Genomic DNA, 18,167 nt, shown 5'->3' with positions numbered 1-18,167 from the left:
ACATGCTGATCGAGCAGCCCCGGAGGGGCGCATCGAGATCCCCGCACGCGCAGGAGCGCCCCTGGCCCCGCTGGGCCGGGGGCGCTCCCCGGTGGTTCAGCCGTGCGCTACGAGCACGGGCGCGCCGCGTACGGAGCGCTCACCTCCGTCTCGACGGGGGCGCCGTTCATCGTGGCCGTGGCCTCGACGGTCACCGCACCGGCGGGCAGGTTCGCCTGACGGGTGGTGAAGGCGTGCGACACGGTCTTGCCGGGCGCCACCGAGGTGAACGACTTCGTGCCGGACATCGACGTGAAGGTCACGCCGACGGGGACGTCGGAGCCGTTGCTCGCCTGGACGGTGACGATCGCCTTGCCCGCGATGCAGCGGGTCGCAGCGCTCGCCGTGATGTCGAGCGCCGGAGCAGCCTCGCCCTCGGTGAAGGCGAAGGTGTCGAGCTCGAACAGGTCGCCCGAGGGTCCGGAGTAGCTGAAGTACACGTCGTGCACTCCCGTCGCTCCGGTCAGCGCGGCGCTGACGTCGGTCCACTCACCGGTCGTCCCGTTCACCGCGACGGTGCCCGCGACGGGCCCGGTCTCGGAGTCGAGGCGGACGGTGACGGTGCCGCCGGCCTGCAGCGCCTTGGCCTTCGCGGTGAACGTCGCGGCTCCGGTGTCCCCGAAGTCGACGGCCGACAGCGCGGTCCAGTCGCCGTTGTCGAGGTCCTTCAGCACGAGGTTCTGGGTCGCGCCCGCGGCGGGGGTGCCGAGCGGCGCCGTCGCGATGCCCTTGCTCCAGCCGATGGTCTCGGCCGGGAAGGTGCGGTACGGATCGAAGTCCTTCACCTGGTCGACGCCCTTGTAGTCGCCGACCACCTGCTGCACCGTGCCGTCGGCGTTGAACTGCAGCTCCTGGATGTGCGGGCTGCGGTACCCCTGGGTGGTGTCGCCGTTGATCCGCTTGTTGAGCGTCGGCGCGTGGTAGGTGAAGTAGTACTTGCCGCCCAGCTCGAAGACCGACTGGTGGTTGTTGCCGCCGGTGCCGGCTCCGAAGAAGCGGCTCTGGTTCGGGAACATCACGCCGGCGTAGTTCTCCTTGGGCCAGGACATCGGGTCGTCCGAGATCATGTAGCCGATCTCACCGCCGCCCGGGTAGCCGGGCTCGCGGGTCTGGTTGCCGCCGAAGTCGTTGCCGCCGAAGTGGGACGAGTACGAGAGGTAGTACTTGTCCTGGCGCTTGAACACCTGGGCCGCCTCGAACGCGACGGGCGCGTCCACGACGGCCGAGGTGCCCTGGGTCGAGATCATGTCGTCGCCGAGCTCGATCACGCGGATGTTCTTCGGGTTGTTGAAGCGCTCGGCCGCGGGGAGCGCGGTCGAGGCGGGTCCGCCTCCGAAGAACAGGTAGCCCTGGCCGTCGTCGTCGACGAGCGGTGCCGGGTCGAACTTCCACGCGACCGCCTCGGCGCCCGGGGTGGACGCGTTGATGAGCGTGGAGGTGCGCTGGCTGGTCCACGGGCCCACCGGCGAGTCGCCGGTGATCACGTTGCTGGAGCCGCCGCCGTTGGCGTAGTAGAGGAAGTACTTGTCGACGCCGTTCACGGTCTTCTTCGCCATGCCGGGAGCCCACGAGTTGCCGGTGTAGGGCGCGACTCCGGTGGAGCCGGCGACCTGGATCTCGCCGTGGTCGGTCCAGTTGACGAGGTCGTCCGAGGAGATCACGGTGATCTGGTTGATCTTGCCGTAGTCGATGCCCGCCGAGACGCCCGTGGCGGGGTTCGGAGCGTAGCCCTGGGTGTCGTTCGTCATGTACATGTACACGCGGCCGTTCTCGACGAAGCCGAAGCCGTCGGCGCCGAACTTCCAGCCCATGAGCGGGTTGTGGTCGCCCGGGATCTTGCCCACGACCTCGATGGTGCGCGAGGCGGGCGCGGGCGGCGCCGCTCCGACCAGCGAGACGTCGTCGAGCTTGTAGTCCATGAGATGCGTCTCGGGCGCGGCCGAGGGAGTCGCGGTCCACGGCGTCTCGAAGAAGAGGCGCGCGGTCGCGACGCTCTGCCCGGCGGGGATGGTGAACGATCCGTTGATCGTCGCCCACTGCCCCTTCGTGGCGGTGACGCTCGCGAGGTTCGTGTAGGTGCCTCCGCCGTAGTGCATGGTGGCGAAGAACTGCTTGGTCGCGGGGCTCGCGGCGTTCTCGTACTTGATCTGCGCCTTGACCTGGTAGGTCTGGCCGGCGACGACCTTGCCGCTGAGGTCCTGCATGGCGCCCGCGCCGGTGGTCGTGCGGCCGGTGACGAGCGCTGCGGCGGTGCCGGTGCGCGCGTCCGTGGTCGTCGCGATGGTGCCGGCGTCGGCGGCGTTGCCGTTGTTGACGAACCAGCTGCTGATGCCGCTCTCGAAGCCGCCGTTGACGATGAGCTCCGCCTCAGCGGCGGACGAGGTCTGGGCGGCGAAGGGTGCCACCAGGAGCGCGGTCAGCGCGGCCGTGGCCAGCAGCCTCAGCCGCAACCGCCCCTTCGGAGCGGCTTCTCGTTGTGGTGATCTCACGGATCCTCCTTGATCGTGTCGTGCAGGAGATCGTCGGCGACGGGTGCCGCTGACGCGTTCGGGGGCGGGGGCGGCCGCGCGGGCCGCCCCCGGGGTGCTCAGCCGCAGGACGCGGCCGGGTGGGGCGCTCTCACCGTGGTCGTCACCGGCTCGCCGTCGAGGGTGGCGGTCGCGGTCACGACCACCTCGGCGGCGGGGACCGAGGCCGCCCGCGTGGTGAAGGCGTGGCTCGTCGTGGCGCCGGGTGCGAGCGCGGCGACCGTCTTCGTGCCGGAGGCGCTCTCCATCCGGAGGGCGACGGGCACGTCGTCGGCGTTGGTCGCCCGCACGGTCACGACGACCTTCCCCGCGATGCAGCGGGTCGCGGCGGCGGCGGTCACGTCGAGCGACGCCTCCTTCAGCGTCCCGAGGCGCGCCAGCTGGTAGCTGAGCGCGCGCTCCGGGGCGTCGATCTGGTTCTGCGATCCCGCGGTGCCGACCGCCTGCGCCTTCGCGAGGACCGACTGGAGGTCGGACCAGGCGTCGGCCGGGTAGTCGTCGGAGCGGAGCGTCGCCGCGTGGGCGACGGCCGCGTCGAGCTGCGAGCGGTCGAGCGCCTTCCCCTCCGAGGAGAGGGTGTCGCTCAGGAGGAACTCGTCGACGTCGACGTGGCCGCCGGCGGTCTTCGTCGCGTAGCTGAACAGCCCGAGGCGGTGGCCCATGAAGTGCGTGAGCTGACCGTCGAGGGTCTGCGGGCCGACGCGGCTGCCGAGCTTCGTCCAGCTCGTCCCGTCGAGGCTGTACGAGAAGGTCGTCCAGAGCTGTCCGGCCGGAGCCGAGAGCTCGAGATCGGCCTTCAGGCGCACCTGCGAGGCGTCGCCGAGGGCGGCGGTGGTGCCGGGGAGGAAGGACTCGACGGCCGCCTGATCGAACGTGGTCGCGAACGGCTGGCTGCGGTTCACGACGCCGACGGTGGTGACGCCGTCCACGCGCTTGACCGCGACGTACGAGAAGCCGCGGTTGTAGGCCGCGAGGCCGGCGACGTCGCCGTCCTTCATCCCGGAGACGTCGAACGCCGCCTCCGCCGACTGCTTCGGAGCCACGATGCGCTGGGAGAGCGTGTTGCGCGCCTCCTCCAGGTACGTCATCTCGGGCGAGCCCGAGAGACGCGTGTGCGCGGCCGTTCCGCTGAGCACCTTCCCGTTGGTGAGGCGGAGCCAGCCCTCGCGCTCGGTCAGCGACCAGTAGCGGTTGTCGGGGGCGTGGTTCCACTGCCAGGGGAGGGCGAGGGTCGAGCCGTTCGGCTGGATCTCGGCGGCCGTCGGGCGCTCGAGGGTGGGGGCGGCGCCGACGAGCGAGACGTCGTCGAGCAGGTACTCGGTGCTCGAGGACGCCGGCTGCGGGTTGCCCCACGGCGTCTCGACGGCGAACTTCACGCTGCCGACGTTCGCGGTCTCGGGCACCGTGTAGGTCCCCGTGATCGTCGTCCACTGCCCCTGCGTGACGGCGGCGGAGGCCATCGTCACGGGTCCCGCGCCGAAGTCGGCGCAGAGGTTGAAGCGGACCGACGCGGGGCCGGTCGTGTACTTCACCTTCGCGGACACGGTGTAGGTCACGCCGCGCTGCAGCTTGTTCGCCAGCACCTGGCTCGGGCCGGAGCCGTTGAGCGTGCGGGTGCCCACGCGGAGCGCGGCGGTGCCGGACGCCGGGTCGGTCGTGTCGGCCGACAGCGTCGCGCCGAACTGGCCTGCCCACGGCGCCGTCCCCGACTCCGCTCCCGGGTTCTGGAGCAGCTGCACGCCGAGCAGCGACGCGTCGTAGGCGGGCGCGGGCGGGATCGTCCACGACTCGTCCTGGTAGGCCTTCGCCGGGGCGTCGTTGTCGAAGTCGTCCGAGACGACGATGCTCTTCTGCCGCTCGAACAGCTCCTCCTCGGGGCTGAGGCGGATCGGCTTCGGGAAGCTCCCGCCCACCGGCACCGAGCCGTTCGTCCCGAACGTCGGCCAGCCGTCCTTCCACGTCGCCGGGATGAGCCCGGGGATGCGGCCGGTCGGGAAGCTGTCGCGGAAGAACATGCCGTGCCAGGCGGTCGAGCCGTCCTCCTTCGCGATCGGCACGAGGCTCCCCTGGGCGAACCCGCTGGAGTTCAGCACGCCCCTGCCCTCGTAGGGGTTGCTGCCGTCGGCGGTCGCGTAGCGGCCCAGCAGCTCGGACGAGCGGAACAGCGCCACCTGGCGGCCCTGGCCCGAGGGCCAGGTGATGATGACGATGTAGTACTGCCCGTCGATGTACTGCACCTGCGCGCCCTCGAACAGGCCGCCGAGGTAGCCGGCTCCCGGGTAGTCCGAGGTGCGGAGGATGTTCGGGTACTCGGCGACGACGGTCGTCAGGTCCTCGCTCAGCTTCACGGCGCTGGTGGATCCGGAGCCGTAGAAGATGTACGGCGTGCCGCCGTCCGCGTCGTCGAAGAAGAGCGACGGGTCGTGGAAGGCGCGGCCGAGGGCTGTGCGGGTCCAGGCTCCGTCCTCGATGTCGTCGGTCGAGTAGAGGTAGGAGCCGCCGAGGTTGTTGGTGTTGAAGACCGCGTAGTAGCGGCCGTCGTGGTACCGCAGCGACGAGGCCCACTGGCCGTTGCCGTAGGAGTTCTGCCCGTTGCGGAGCGAGAAGCGGTCGCCGATCTCGAGCCGGTCGAAGACGTAGTTGACGATCTCCCAGTTGACGAGGTCGTAGGACTTCATGATCGGGGCGCCCGGGCTGAGGTGCATCGTGGTGCTGATCATGTAGTAGATGTCGCGGCCCTCGTCGTTCTCGGACGCGGGCACGCGCTCGACGCTGACGTCGGGCACGTCGGCGTTCAGCAGCGGCACGGAGTAGGTGCCGTCGCCGCGGTCCGTCGACGTGTAGGAGGCCTTCGGCGACCACGCGCCGGCCGCGGTCGCCGGAGCCGCGCCGGAGGCGAGCAGGCCCGCCGCGAGGAGGGCGCCGATCGCCGTGGAGGCGACTGCGCGCATCGGGGTCATTCGAACAGCGACAGCGTCAGGACGGAGGAGTAGTCGCCGGGGGCGACGTCGGCCTCGGTCTTCAGGGTGAGGCCCGCGGACACGGTCCAGGACCCGTCCGTCGCGGTCTCCTGCGAGTCGAGCGACAGCGCGAGCAGCTCCTGGTCGAACAGCCCCACGGCGTCGGCGCCCTCGTCGAGGATCGTGTCGACCGGGTCGCCCTCGGACACGAGGCCCGACTCGCCGCCGTCCACGAGGACGGGCGTCCAGCCGAGGTGGTCGGAGGAGATGTCCTCCTGGTCCGCGTCGCCGGTGAAGGCGCTCGCCGAGCCGAGGACGTACCAGCCGGCTCCGGCCGGGATCTCGTCGACGGTCCGGGTGTCCGTCACGGTCACGTCGGGCAGCTGCCCGGTGAACGCGCGCACGGTCGGGGTGGAGCCCTCCTCTGTGAGCGTGGCGGAGGTGCCGTCGATCGACATCGAGAGGGCGCCGGGCTGCTCCAGCTCCTCGATGCTGACGTTCACGTCGACGTCGTCGGAGCCGTACTCGGTGTCGGCGGCCGCGGCCGCGGCGGCGACGCCGGACAGGAGCAGGCAGCCGGCGAGAGCGGCGCCCGAGCGGACGAGCCAGAGGGGTCGGGGGGTGCGTCGCGTGGACATGGTGTTCCTCACTCGATCGGCATCGTCGCCGATCAGGTCGAGCGCCGGACGGCGCGGAGTGGTGGCGCGGCCCGAGGCCGCGAGAGGACGGAGCGCGGCGCAGCCCGAGGGGCGTTCGGCCGCGCCTGGAGCGCAGGACGCGCGGAGAGCGGCGGACGGCTCGTGCGCGGCGGCTTCCACAGCGTGGCCACGCGAGCTCCAGCTCTCGACCCCCTCAGCACTGAGGGGAGAAAGGCTGCCCGATACTCGTCTCTCTCGACTGCTGAGCTTTCCCTCAGCTAGTCTTGCGGGCAATGTTACCGGGAACATTCCCGATTGCAAGGACGTGTTCTCAACCGTCCGGAGCAGCGCAGCGAGGCGATCACCGCGTTCCGCCGCGGCCGGGCGGGGACGGCGGGAGGGGACGAGGATGTCCGCAGGGGCGGCGACGGCGGAGGCCGAGCAGGAGGTCGTGACGACGGAGTGCGCGGAGCGCTCGGGTGTCATCGGCGTGCTCCTGGGCGATTTCGAGCCGTTCGGCACGGAGGTGCTGCAGGGAGTGGCGACGGCGCTGCGGGGGACCCGGTTCGATCTCCTCGCCGGCAGCGGGGCGAGCCGCCGGGGCCGGGCGGGCTGGGAGCAGGAGTCCCTGCGGCGCCTCACCGAGGCGCACGTAGCGGGGGCGATCCTGGTGACTCCCTCCGGCGTGATCCCCTCGTCGGACCTGCCGCTCGTCGTCGTGGATCCGCTGACCGCGCAGACCGAGCTGCATTCGGTGGCGACCGACGACTTCGGCGGAGCGCAGCTGGCGACCAGCCACCTGATCGGGCTCGGCCACCGCCGCATCGGCTTCGTCGCGGGCCGCCCCGACCTGGAGTCGTCGCACCGGCGCGGCGCCGGCTACCAGCGGGCGCTCGCGGACGCCGGCCTCCCCTACGACCCCGCGCTCGTACGGGTCGGCTACTACCGGCACGACCCCTCCCTCGCCGCCGCCCACGAGCTGCTGCTGCTGCCCGACCGCCCGACGGCGGTCCTCGCCGCGAACGACGCCTCCGCCATCGCCGTGATCGAGGCGGCCCGGGCGCTGGGCCTCTCGGTGCCGGGGCAGCTTTCGGTCGTGGGCTACGACGACGTGCCCGACGCCTCCCGGGTGGTCCCCGCGCTCACGACGGTGAGGCAGCCGCTGCACCGCGTGGGGCGCGCGGCCGCCCGGGCGCTCCTGACGCTGATCGACGGCGGGAGCGTGGCCGAGCAGCACGTGCGGCTGCGCAACAAGCTCGTGCTCCGCGGGTCGACGGCGCCTCCCGCCGAGGGCCCGCCGTCCGGCTGATTCCTCCCCCTCCCCCAGCCGGCGGGAATACGCTCGGCGCATGAACCAGCAGCGCACTCCGGTCACGGTCACGGTCACGGGAGCGGGAGGCGCCATCGGCTACGCGCTCCTGTTCCGCATCGCCTCGGGTCAGCTCCTCGGGCCGGACGTCCCCGTCCGCCTGAACCTGCTCGAGATCCCCTCCGGCCTCCGCGCGGCCGCGGGCACGGCGCTCGAGCTGCAGGACGGCGCCTTCCCCCTCCTCCGCGGGATCGAGGCGACGGACGACCCGGCCGCCGCGTTCGACGGCGCGAGCGTCGCCCTCCTCGTGGGCGCCCGGCCGCGCAGCGCGGGCATGGAGCGCGCCGACCTGCTCGCCGCGAACGCGGGCATCTTCGGACCCCAGGGCGCCGCGCTGAACGCGCACGCCGCCTCCGACATCCGCGTGCTGGTCGTCGGCAACCCGGCCAACACCAACGCCTGGATCGCGCGGCGCAGCGCCCCGGACATCCCTGCCGGCCGCTTCACCGCGATGACGCGACTCGACCACAACCGGGCGGTCGCGCAGCTCGCCGCGAAGCTCGACGCCCCCGTCGACGCGATCGAGGGCGTCGCGATCTGGGGCAACCACTCCGCCTCGCAGTACCCCGACGCGACGCACGCCACCGTCGGCGGACGTCCGGTGCCCGAGCTGGTCGACGCCGAGTGGCTGCACACGGAGTTCGAGCCGCGGGTCGCCAAGCGCGGCGCCGAGATCATCGAGGTCCGCGGAGCCTCCTCGGCCGCGTCCGCCGCCTCCGCCGCGATCGACCACGTGCGCGACTGGGTCGACGGCACGTCCTGGACCTCGGCCGCCGTCGAGTCGGACGGCTCCTACGGGGTGGAGGAGGGGCTGATCTCCTCGTTCCCGGTCCGCTCCGTCGACGGCGAGTGGCGGATCATCGAGGGGCTCGAGATCGACGCGCACTCCCGCGCTCGGATCGACGAGTCCGTGCTCGAGCTGCGCGCCGAGCGCGACCAGGCGCTGGCGTTCCTCGCGTCCTGACGCGCCCCTCCCCGTCCTGTCGCCACGGGATGCCACTCCGGTGCGCCTCGCGCGACGTGTCCCTTACCGGAGCGGCATCTCGAGGAGGGGCTCAGCGGCGCTTCTCCGGAGTGGGGAGGGTGCCGGAGGCGCGGGCGGCCTCGTACCAGGCGTGCGCCTCCTCCTGGCGCTCCGCCTCGGCGCCGGTCGCGATCGCCGCGCGCACGTGCTCGGGCCCGTAGCCGAACGACGCGACCAGGTCGGCGGCGTGCGGGCGGATGCGGGCGAGCAGCCGGTCGATGTAGGACGTCACCGCGACCGCTCGCTGCGACGACAGGCGCCCGTGGATGAGGTACCAGTCGAGGTGCTTCTCGATCAGGCCCAGGCCGAACAGGTCGCGGAGCCAGGTGAGGACGGTGCGCGTGCCCGCGTCCTCGACGCCGGCGAGCGCCTCCGTGAACGCCTCCCACTGCAACAGCTCGGCGTGCGCGCGCGCCGCCTCGATGAGCTCGCTCTGGTGCGCGTTGAACAGGCGGGCCGCCTCGTCGGAGGGCAGCTTCGACGCCGGGCGCAGCCGTGAGGCGATCCCCGCGACCATGCTCTCGACGCGGCCGGTGAGCAGCTCGCGCTCGTCCTCCCGCAGCTGGCCGACCGAGCGGGCCGTCGATCCGCGATCGGCGACGACCTGGGCCAGACGGCGCAGACCCGAGTTGTCGACGGTCGCCCCCGCGACCTGCGAGGCGGCGTACCGCGCCAGCTCCGCGGGCTGGGCGCCCTTGAAGCGGCGTCCGACGTCGGTCAGCAGGCGCTTGGCGACCAGCTGGAGGAGCACGGTGTTGTCGCCCTCGAAGGTCGCGTACACGTCGAGGTCGGCGCGCAGCTGCGTGAGCCGGTTCTCCGCGAGGAAGCCCGCGCCTCCGCAGGCCTCGCGCGCCTCCTGCAGCGTGTCGAGAGCGTGCCAGGTCGAGAGCGCCTTCAGCCCCGCGGCGAGGGTCTCGAGGTCCTGCCGCGACTGCTCGGTGTCGTTCGCGCCGGAGAAGACCTCGTCGAACGCCGTCAGCAGCTTCTCGTGCGCGAAGGCGGCGGCGTAGGTGGTGGCCAGGCGCGGCAGGAGGCGGCGCTGGTGCCGCTGGTAGTCGAGCAGCACCTCCTCCCGCTCGCCGCCGCCGGTGAACTGGCGGCGCTGGTCGCCGTAGGTGACGGCGACCGTCAGCGCGATCTTCGCCGCGGCGACCGAGGCTCCGTCGAGCGAGACGCGGCCCTGCACCAGCGTGCCGAGCATGGTGAAGAAGCGGCGGCCCGGGCTCGCGATCGGCGAGGAGTAGGTGCCGTCGGCGGCGACGTCGCCGTAGCGGTTCAGCAGGTTCTCGCGCGGGACGCGGACCCCGTCGAAGTGGAGGCGGCCGTTGTCGATCCCGTTCAGACCGCCCTTGAGGCCGTCGTCCTCCCCGCCGACGCCGGGCAGGAACGCGCCCTGCTCGTCGCGGATCGGGACGAAGAAGGCGTGAACGCCGTGGTTCACGCCGCGGGTGACCAGCTGCGCGAAGACGACCGCCGCGCGCCCGTCCACCGCCGCGTTGCCGAGGTAGTCCTTCCAGGCCGCGCGGAACGGCGTCCGCAGCACGAACTCGCCGTCCTCGTAGGTGGCGGTCGTGGCGATCGACGCGACGTCGGAGCCGTGCCCGGTCTCGGTCATCGCGAAGGCGCCCGGGATCTCGAGGCTCATGATCCCCGGCAGCCACTTCTCGTGGTGCGGGCGGGTGCCCAGGTGCAGGACCGCGGCGCCGAAGAGCCCCCACTGCACGCCGGACTTGATCTGCAGCGACGGGTCGGCGGTGACCAGCTCCTCGAAGCCGGCGATGTTGCCGCCGTGGTCGGCCTCGCCGCCGAGGTCGACCGGGAAGGCGCGGTGCACGCCGCCCTCGGCCGCGAGCACGCGCATCTGCTCCGAGACGCGGAGGCGGTGCTCCTTCATCGGGAGGCCGTCGGTGCGGTGCAGCTCGGGGCGGGCGGTCAGGGCGCGGCTGGCGAGGCGCTGCTCGCGCCAGGCGCCGAGCAGGGTCTCGCCGAGGGCGGCGACGTCGACGGAGGGGGCGCCGTCCTCGTCCAGGCGCGCGTCGACCTCGGAGCCGAGGGAGTCCACCGGCGGCGTGGGCGCGATGGAGCCCGAGCGGGAGCGCCGGGCCCGCGTGCGTCCGGTGGCCGCCCGGTCGGCGGCGTCGGCGGCGGAGCGGGGGTGGGGAGCGGTGCTGACCATGGTGTTCGTGTCCCTTCGACCGTCTGCGGTTCGGGCCGCTCCCGGTGCGTCGTGCGCCGACGGGCGCGGCAGCGGAGGCGGTCCTCGCACGGTAGGTCGCGCGGCGGCGCGGCGGAAACGTTCCGTCGCCCGGGCACAAACGGCGCCGGGCGGAGGCGGAAGCGCGTTGTCGGAACCGACCAGGCGGGGGCGGGGCGCCTCGTCTGTGCGCTGGACGGGCTGTCCCTGCGACGGGAGCGGAGGAGGGGGCGGCTCGTGCGTGTGCTGAACGGACTGTCCCTGCGGGCTGCTTCTGCGGAGGAGGGACGCCGCACCGGAGGACGCCTCGCTAGTCTCTCGGCATGAGCGAGCCGCCGCTGCCTCCCCCTCCGCCCGCCCGACAGCCGGCGGCCGGGCCGCCCGTGGTCGGCTCGCCCGCGCCTCCCGGGACTCCGGGTGCGCCGCCCGTGGACGTCGCGGCCGCGCCTCCCGCGCCTCCGGCCGCGCCGGGATCCGGGGTGCCGCATCGGCGCCCGGTCCGCGTCTGGGACCTGGTGCTGACGATCGTGCTGATCCTCGTGGCCTCCGCGGTGACGCTGCTGCTGTCGTTCTTCGGGCTGTTCTTCGCGATGGCCAGCGACTCGTGCGGCGGATCGAACGCCTGCGACATCGGCCTGATCGAGGGCGGGATGGTCCTCGCCGCAGGAGGAGTGTGGGTCCCGTTCGTCGCGGCGCTGGTCGTCTCGATCGTGCTGCTGGTGCGGCGGCGCATCGCGTTCTGGGTGCCGGTGGCGGGTCTCGCGGTGTCGTTCTGCTGCACGCTGCTCGGCGGGTGGATGGCGTCGACGGGCGCGGGCGGCTGAGGGCGCTCGCCGACGCCTCGGACCGAGGACGCTCGCGTCGGTGACGAGATGGGCACGATCGCCGACGCGGAGCCCGGAACACGGCCGCCCGCGCCGGCGCCCACCTCCGTCGCGGGTGGTGAACCGCGCGCCTCAGCGACGGATCAGTAGCTGTCCCAGCCGGGCTCCCAGTCGGGCTCGTCCGGCGGCACCCAGTCGTCCTCCGGCGGCTGAGCGGCGGACACCGGCGGACCGGACGACTCGCGGCCGAACGAGGGCTTCGCCCCTTGCGAGCGGGACGACCCGCCACGGGCGGCCGGCGCGCGGCGGGGAGCGGGAGCCTCCTCACCGGGTTCCGGGACGGCGATCTGGGGGCTCTCCCCCGCGACGACGGCGAGAACGGCCTCGCCGTAGGTGAGCAGCTTCTTCTGGCCGACGCCGCCGATGATGCTGAGCGCGTCCATCGTCGCCGGCTCGGCGGTCGCGATCTCGCGGAGGGTCGCGTCGTTGAAGACGATGTAGGCCGGGACCGCCTGCGCGCGGGCCTGCGCGGCGCGCCACTCCCGGAGCCGCTCGAACAACGGCTGAGCCTCGCCCGACAGCTCGGCCACGGTGGACCGTCCGGAGCGGGAGGATCCGCTGGAGCGGGCCGGCTTCTCCGGCTCCTGCCGCAGCTCGACCTTCCGCTCGCCGCTGAGGACGGAGCCGGACGCGGGCGTGAGCACGAGCGTGCCGAAGCCGTCGTCGTTGACGCCGAGCAGGCCCTGGGCGAGGAGCTGGCGGGCGACTCCGCGCCACTGGGTGTCGCTGAGCTCGGCGCCGATGCCCCAGGTGGCGAGGCCGTCGTGCTGGTGCTGGGTGGTGCGCGGCGTGGTCTTGCCGCGGAGGACGTCGATGATGTGACCGGCGCCGAACTGCTGGTTGCGCTCGCGCTTGAGGCGGACGACCGTCGACAGGAACTTCTGCGCCGCGACCGTGCCGTCCCAGGAGGCGGGCGGCTCGAGGCAGGTGTCGCAGTTGCCGCAGGCGGTGCTCTCCTGGCCGAAGTAGGCGAGCAGGTTCACCCGGCGGCACTGGACCGTCTCGGAGAGCGCGAGCATCGCGTCCAGGTGCGCGGACATCCGCCGACGGTGCGCCAGGTCTCCCGGCGACTCGTCGATCATCCGGCGCTGCTGCACCACGTCCTGCAGGCCGTAGGCGAGCCAGGCGGTGGACGGCAGTCCGTCGCGGCCGGCGCGACCCGTCTCCTGGTAGTAGCCCTCGACCGACTTGGGCAGGTCGATGTGTGCGACGAACCGCACGTCCGGCTTGTCGATCCCCATGCCGAAGGCGATGGTCGCGCAGACGATGACGCCCTCCTCGCGCAGGAACCGCGACTGGGCGGCGGCGCGTACCCGCGAGTCGAGGCCCGCGTGGTACGCGACGGCGTCGAAGCCCGCCGAGCGCAGCGCCTCGGCCGTCGCCTCGACGCTCTTGCGGGAGAGGGCGTAGACGATGCCCGCGTCGTGCGCGTGCTCGCGCCGCAGGAAGTCGATCAGCTGCTTGCGCGGCTCGACCTTGTTGACGATCCGGTACTGGATGTTCGGGCGGTCGAAGCTCGAGACGAAGTGGCGGGCGGCGCCGAGGTGCAGGCGCGAGGTGATCTCGCGGTGCGTCGCCTCGGTGGCGGTCGCGGTGAGGGCGATGCGCGGGACGTCGGGCCAGCGCTCGGCGAGCTCGCCCAGTGCGAGGTAGTCGGGGCGGAAGTCGTGGCCCCACTGGCTGACGCAGTGGGCCTCGTCGATCGCGAAGAGGGCGATCCGGCCGCGGGCGAGGAACTGCTTCATGCCCTCGTTGCCCAGGCGCTCCGGGGCGACGTAGAGCAGGTCGAGCTCGCCGTCGAGGTAGGCGCGCTCGACGCGGCTGCGCTCGCCCGCGTCCTGGGTGGAGTTGAGGAACTCGGCGCGGACGCCGTTCGCGCGGAGGGCGTCGACCTGGTCCTGCATCAGCGCGATGAGCGGGGACACGACCACGCCGGTGCCGGGGCGCACGATGGCGGGGATCTGGTAGCAGAGCGACTTGCCGCCGCCGGTGGGCATGAGGACGACGGCGTCACCGCCTCCGATGACCTGCTCGACGATGGCCTGCTGCTCGCCGCGGAAGGAGCCGTAGCCGAAGACCTTCTCGAGGATCGCCTGCGCCTCGGAGGATCCGGATCCCGGGGCGCCGCTCGCCGCATCGCTCCGGACGCCGCCGCGGGACTCCGCCGAGGGGTCGGCGAGCGGCGGGGCGGGGAGGGCTGTCGCGGTGGGCTCTGTCACCCGGGGAACTCTACCCGCCGCCTCCGACGCCGCCCCGGGGGTGCGGGGAACTGTGGAGAAGGGCTGCAGGGAGGGAGCTGGGGAGGCGGCTGCGGGGAGGTCGGGGGTCTTCTGCGGCGCCCGGATCAGAGGTCGGTGAGGGTGCGGGTGTCGCCGTCCCAGAAGCGGACGCCCGCGAGGCCGACGGTGAACGGCTCGCCGAGGAGGGGGACGGCGTCGCCGAGCTGCTCGGCGCGGAGGCGGCGAGAGACGCTGATGTGCGGCGTCCAGGCGTCCGGCAGCGAGGTGTCGACGCCGCCCGGCACGAGGCGCGTGGCCCGATCGTGCAGAGCGTCGAGGGCGGGCGAGCGGACCACTCCCCAGGCGAGGACGAAGCGCCCGGCGTGCGGGAAGAGGAGGACGGCACCGAGGTCGGCCGTCGCCGGCAGCGGACCGAGCGCGCCCGGCTCCGGAGCGGTCAGCTCGGGCCCGGCGACCAGGGTGAGGTGCGGGCGATTGCTGGCGGACGTGTGCAGTGCGAGGCTCGGGATGCCGGCCGCCTCGAGCGCCTCCCACTGGCTGCGGACGCGAGCCTCCGACTCCGGATCGAGGAGGACTTCGAGGCTGCGCATGTCCACATTCTGCCGCGGCTCCCGTGTGCGGGCCTTCGCGGGCGCGCGGCCACTCGCGGGCGCGCGGTCCTCGTCGGCTCCCGCGAGTGCGCAGGAGTCGTCGCACTCGCAAGCACGCAGGAGTTGTCGCACTCGAGCTCGAGTGCGACGACTTTCGCGCACTCGCGGGGGCGGGGAGCGGGGCGGAGACGGGGAGCGGGCGGGCACCGCCCACCCGCGCCCCGCCACCCGCGTCAGCCGATCGTCACGAGGGCGGCGAACAGCTCCGGCGCTCGGCGGTCGACGATCCGACCGCCGGCGCGGATGCCCACCAGCGCGAAGACGGTGCCCAGCACGAGGGCGGCCGCCAGTCCGATCAGGCCGAAGGCCGGGTCGCCGCCGATGAGCGAGATCGCGCCGAGGACGATGGACGGGAGCGCCAGCAGACCGGTCGCGGCCATGCTTCCCAGCATCACGACGCTCGAGATCATCCCGGAGCCCGGCGGCGTCTTCAGCGGGCTGTCCCCCGGCCCGGGCACGGGGTAGACGACGAGCGACGAGGCGACGCTCGACACTCCGAACCCGCTGAGCACGAGGGCCAGCGCCATGCCCAGCACGGCCGGGATCGCGTCGGCGCGTCCCGCGTACAGCGCGGTGCCCACCGCCACGACGACGACCGCAGGGATGCCGATGATCGCGGCGGCGACGACGCGACCGGCGCGGTCGGCCGACCCCGTCACTCCGGAGCTGACGTGCGCCGCCCAGGCGGTGCCGTCGTACGACACGTCGGCGCAGAGGGTCACGCCGAAGATCAGGCCGACGAGCACGGCCGAGAGCAGCACGAAGGTGTCGCCCCCGCTGCCGATCGCGGAGTAGAACACCGCGAGGACGACGACGGCGGGGATGACGAGGAGCCCGCGGCTGTAGCGCGGGTCCCGCCACCAGTAGCCGAGGGCACGCGCGGCGACGGCGCCGGTCGGGGTGCCGGGGAAGCGCCCGAACAGGCCGAGGCCCGCGGATCCGGAGGCGGAGTGCGCGCCGGACGCGGCGGGCTCCGCGAGCGCGTGCCGCAGCGCCCGGGCCCACGCCCAGACGAGGACGGCCAGCGTCGCGAGCCCGATCAGCAGGCGCGCGATCGCCGCGACCCAGTCGCCCGCGACGACGGATCCGGGGACGGCCCAGATCGCGCCGAGCGGCGACCAGCCGAGGGCGCCCGCGATCACGGGCAGGACGTCCAGGCCGTCGCGGATCACGTTGGTCAGGCCGAAGAAGAGCGGTCCGAGCAGGATGACGACGACGAGCACGACGCCGCCGATCACCTCGCGGTAGCGGCGGCTCGAGCCCAGGCCCGTGGTGAGCGCGCCGATCAGGCGGGACGCGACCACGCAGGTCGCGACGCCGATCACCGCGGCGACGAGGCCGGGCAGGATGCCGATCGGACGGCTCCACCAGGCGGCCGCGGAGGCGAGCGCCCCGAGCGTGGTCACCACGCCGGGGATGCCCGCGAGGCCCGCGGCGGCGAGCCCGAGGAGGAGGGTCCGCAGCGGGATCGGGAAGGTCGCGAGGGTGGGCAGGTCGAGGCTCTGGTCGGAGCCGGACAGGAAGATCGGCCCGAGCACCCAGCCGAGGATCAGAGCGGAGCCGCCGAGGACGATCGCGACGTTCGCGAACGCCGGGTCCGTGCCTCCGAGCGCGACCAGGCCGGCCGCGACCAGGCCGAGCACTGCGATCGCGTAGAGACCGCCGAGGATCACGCCGATCAGCTGCCACACGTTCCGCGTCAGCGAGTTGCGGAGCAGGAGCAGCCGCAGCCTCAGGAGATGCGCAACCATGCCGGTCCCTCCTGGTGGGTGCGGCCGCCGACCAGCTCGACGAAGCGCTCCTCGAGGCTGGAGCCGGCGCGGACCTCCTCGAGGGTGCCGGAGGCGAGCACGCGGCCGTCGGCGATGACGGCGACGCGGTCGCACATCCGCTCGACGAGGTCCATGGAGTGGGACGAGACGATGACCGTGCCGCCCGACGCGACGAAGCCGGTCAGGATGTCGCGGATGTTCGCCGCCGAGACCGGGTCGACCGACTCGAACGGCTCGTCGAGCACCAGGAGGCGCGGGGCGCGCACGAGCGCGCAGGCGAGCGCGATCTTCTTGGTCATGCCCGCGGAGTAGTCCACGACGAGCGTGCGGTCGGCCGGATCGAGGCCGAGCAGGGCGAGGAGGTCGTCGGTCCGCTCGACGACGACGGAGCGCTCGAGCCCGCAGAGCAGGCCGTAGTAGGTGACGAGCTGCAGACCGGTGAGGCGGTCGAACAGCTTGACGCCGTCGGCGAGGACGCCGATCAACCGCTTCGCCTCGAGAGTGTCCTTCCAGACGTCGACCTCGTGGATCGTGACGACGCCGCTGTCGGGGCGGAGCAGGGCCGTGGCCATCGAGAGGGTCGTCGTCTTGCCCGCGCCGTTGGGGCCGACGAGCCCGAAGAAGGAGCCGGCGGGGACGTCGAGGTCGATGTCCTTCACGGCCTCCTTGTCGCCGAAGCGCTTGCGGAGGCCGCGGATCCGCAGAGCGACCTCGCCATGGCGGCCGGAGGCCTCGGGGGCGGCCCACGCGGGGGTCGCGGAGTCGGTGTGCGCGGAGTCGGTGTGCTCGGCAGCGGTGCCGTCGGCGGCGGTGCGCGCGGCGGGGCTCTCGGTGTCCGTGCCGTCCTGGGGAATGCCGGGGGGCGTCGTCCCGTCCATGTGTGTCCCTTCCGGGCCGCGGTGGGCGGCCGCTCCTCCACCCTAGGCAGGCGCTGCGGTCGGGGCATCCGTCCCGCGATGGAGTCGCGCGGAACGCGCCGGCGCGACCCCGGCCCCTCGGCGGGGCGGGGCGGGAGCGCGGCCGCCTACGCTGGCCCCATGCCCACGCTCCTCCTCGTCCGGCACGGACGCACCACCGCGAACACCGCGGGGATCCTCGCCGGACGCACCGCCGGAGTGCGGCTCGACGACGTCGGACGCACGCAGGCGGCGCGCACCGGGGAGCGGCTGGCGGCGGTCGAGCTCGCGACCGTGGTGTCGAGCCCGCTCGAGCGGTGCCGGCAGACCACGCGCTTCGTCCTCGAGCGGCAGACGGGATCGCCGGCGACGGTGATCGACAAGGGCATCACCGAGTGCGACTACGGCGACTGGTCGGGGCGCTCGCTGCGGGATCTCGCGACGGAGCCGCTCTGGGCGACGGTGCAGAACCAGCCCTCCGCGGTGGTGTTCCCCGGCGGCGAGGGGATGCTCGCGATGCAGGCCCGGGCCGTGTCGGCGATCCGCCGCCACGACGCGGCGGTGGCGGAGGAGCACGGGGCCGGCGCGGTGTGGGCGGCGGTCAGCCACGGAGACACGATCAAGGCGATCCTCGCGGACGCGCTCGGCATGCACCTCGACCTCTTCCAGAGGCTCAGCGTCGGACCGGCGTCGGTGTCGATCATCCGCTACGGCGCGGGGCGGCCCGAGGTCGTCTCGATGAACACGGACGCCGGGGACCTGGGCTGGCTGCGGAAGGCGGCCCCCGTGGCGGACGCCGCCGTGGGGGGCGGGGCGGGGCACGAGTAGGCGCGGTTCGGGAGGGCCGCTTCAGGGCTCGATCGAGCGGCAGGGATGCGGGTGCTCGCCGACGATGGATCTCGATGCGCCCGCTCCGCGGGGGGCTCGGCCAGCAGAAGAGACGGCTGCTCGATCAGCAGGCCGCCCGAGCCCG

General features: G+C 73.3%; 12 protein-coding genes. 4 read left to right on the top strand and 8 right to left on the bottom strand.

What is annotated here, in order from left to right; genetic code table 11:
- Nucleotides 1-107: 107 nt before the first annotated feature.
- The 3 genes from C5B98_RS02145 to C5B98_RS02135 form a co-directional block, all read right to left on the bottom strand.
- Nucleotides 108-2,528, bottom strand: coding sequence for a family 43 glycosylhydrolase (locus tag C5B98_RS02145; protein WP_219814425.1), 2,421 nt, complete (start codon nt 2,526-2,528; stop codon nt 108-110).
- A gap of 98 nt (nt 2,529-2,626) precedes the next feature.
- A complete protein-coding gene (locus tag C5B98_RS02140; protein WP_258063413.1) occupies nt 2,627-5,518 on the bottom strand; it encodes a family 43 glycosylhydrolase in 2,892 nt (963 codons plus the stop codon).
- 5 nt (nt 5,519-5,523) lie between these two features.
- Nucleotides 5,524-6,165 (bottom strand): hypothetical protein, encoded by a 642-nt coding sequence (locus C5B98_RS02135; RefSeq protein ID WP_104224406.1) that lies wholly within the window; start codon nt 6,163-6,165, stop codon nt 5,524-5,526.
- Nucleotides 6,166-6,574: 409 nt separating this feature from the next.
- Here C5B98_RS02135 and C5B98_RS02130 point away from each other — a divergent pair, with 409 nt between their 5' ends.
- Together C5B98_RS02130 and C5B98_RS02125 are read left to right on the top strand one after the other, a co-directional pair.
- Entirely contained in the window at nt 6,575-7,474 is a 900-nt protein-coding gene (locus tag C5B98_RS02130; protein WP_104226034.1) for a LacI family DNA-binding transcriptional regulator, read from the top strand.
- A 40-nt stretch (nt 7,475-7,514) separates the two neighbouring features.
- Nucleotides 7,515-8,498, top strand: coding sequence for a malate dehydrogenase (locus C5B98_RS02125; RefSeq protein WP_104224379.1), 984 nt, complete (start codon nt 7,515-7,517; stop codon nt 8,496-8,498).
- Nucleotides 8,499-8,589: 91 nt separating this feature from the next.
- Here the strand turns inward: C5B98_RS02125 and C5B98_RS02120 are convergent, their stop codons facing one another.
- Nucleotides 8,590-10,734 carry an acyl-CoA dehydrogenase gene (locus C5B98_RS02120; RefSeq protein ID WP_104327225.1) on the bottom strand — a complete coding sequence of 715 codons (2,145 nt, stop codon included), beginning with the start codon at nt 10,732-10,734 and terminating at the stop codon, nt 8,590-8,592.
- A gap of 341 nt (nt 10,735-11,075) precedes the next feature.
- Here C5B98_RS02120 and C5B98_RS16795 point away from each other — a divergent pair, with 341 nt between their 5' ends.
- Nucleotides 11,076-11,576: a DUF6264 family protein gene (locus C5B98_RS16795; RefSeq protein ID WP_219814424.1), complete on the top strand. Its 501-nt coding sequence runs from the start codon at nt 11,076-11,078 to the stop codon at nt 11,574-11,576.
- 143 nt (nt 11,577-11,719) lie between these two features.
- Here C5B98_RS16795 and recQ read toward each other — a convergent pair whose 3' ends face one another.
- From recQ to C5B98_RS02100, 4 genes are all read right to left on the bottom strand, one after another.
- Nucleotides 11,720-13,855: a DNA helicase RecQ gene (gene recQ / locus C5B98_RS02110; RefSeq protein WP_181065436.1), complete on the bottom strand. Its 2,136-nt coding sequence runs from the start codon at nt 13,853-13,855 to the stop codon at nt 11,720-11,722.
- A 125-nt stretch (nt 13,856-13,980) separates the two neighbouring features.
- Complete coding sequence (locus C5B98_RS16790) at nt 13,981-14,466, bottom strand: 2'-5' RNA ligase family protein (RefSeq protein WP_104226039.1); 486 nt, start codon at nt 14,464-14,466, stop codon at nt 13,981-13,983.
- A gap of 233 nt (nt 14,467-14,699) precedes the next feature.
- Complete coding sequence (locus C5B98_RS02105; protein WP_104327224.1) at nt 14,700-16,277, bottom strand: transporter; 1,578 nt, start codon at nt 16,275-16,277, stop codon at nt 14,700-14,702.
- A complete protein-coding gene (locus C5B98_RS02100) occupies nt 16,259-17,176 on the bottom strand; it encodes an ABC transporter ATP-binding protein (protein ID WP_104225053.1) in 918 nt (305 codons plus the stop codon). Before C5B98_RS02100 ends, C5B98_RS02105 begins: the two co-directional genes overlap by 19 nt.
- A 159-nt stretch (nt 17,177-17,335) precedes the next feature.
- Between C5B98_RS02100 and C5B98_RS02095 the strand changes: the two genes are divergently transcribed.
- Nucleotides 17,336-18,022, top strand: a complete 687-nt coding sequence (locus C5B98_RS02095; protein WP_104238837.1) for a histidine phosphatase family protein — start codon at nt 17,336-17,338, stop codon at nt 18,020-18,022.
- Nucleotides 18,023-18,167 lie beyond the last annotated feature (145 nt).

It is taken from the genome of Rathayibacter sp. AY1A5 (genome assembly GCF_002930875.1).
GTDB lineage: Bacteria > Actinomycetota > Actinomycetes > Actinomycetales > Microbacteriaceae > Rathayibacter.
This window is presented reverse-complemented; position numbering and strand designations above follow the sequence as displayed.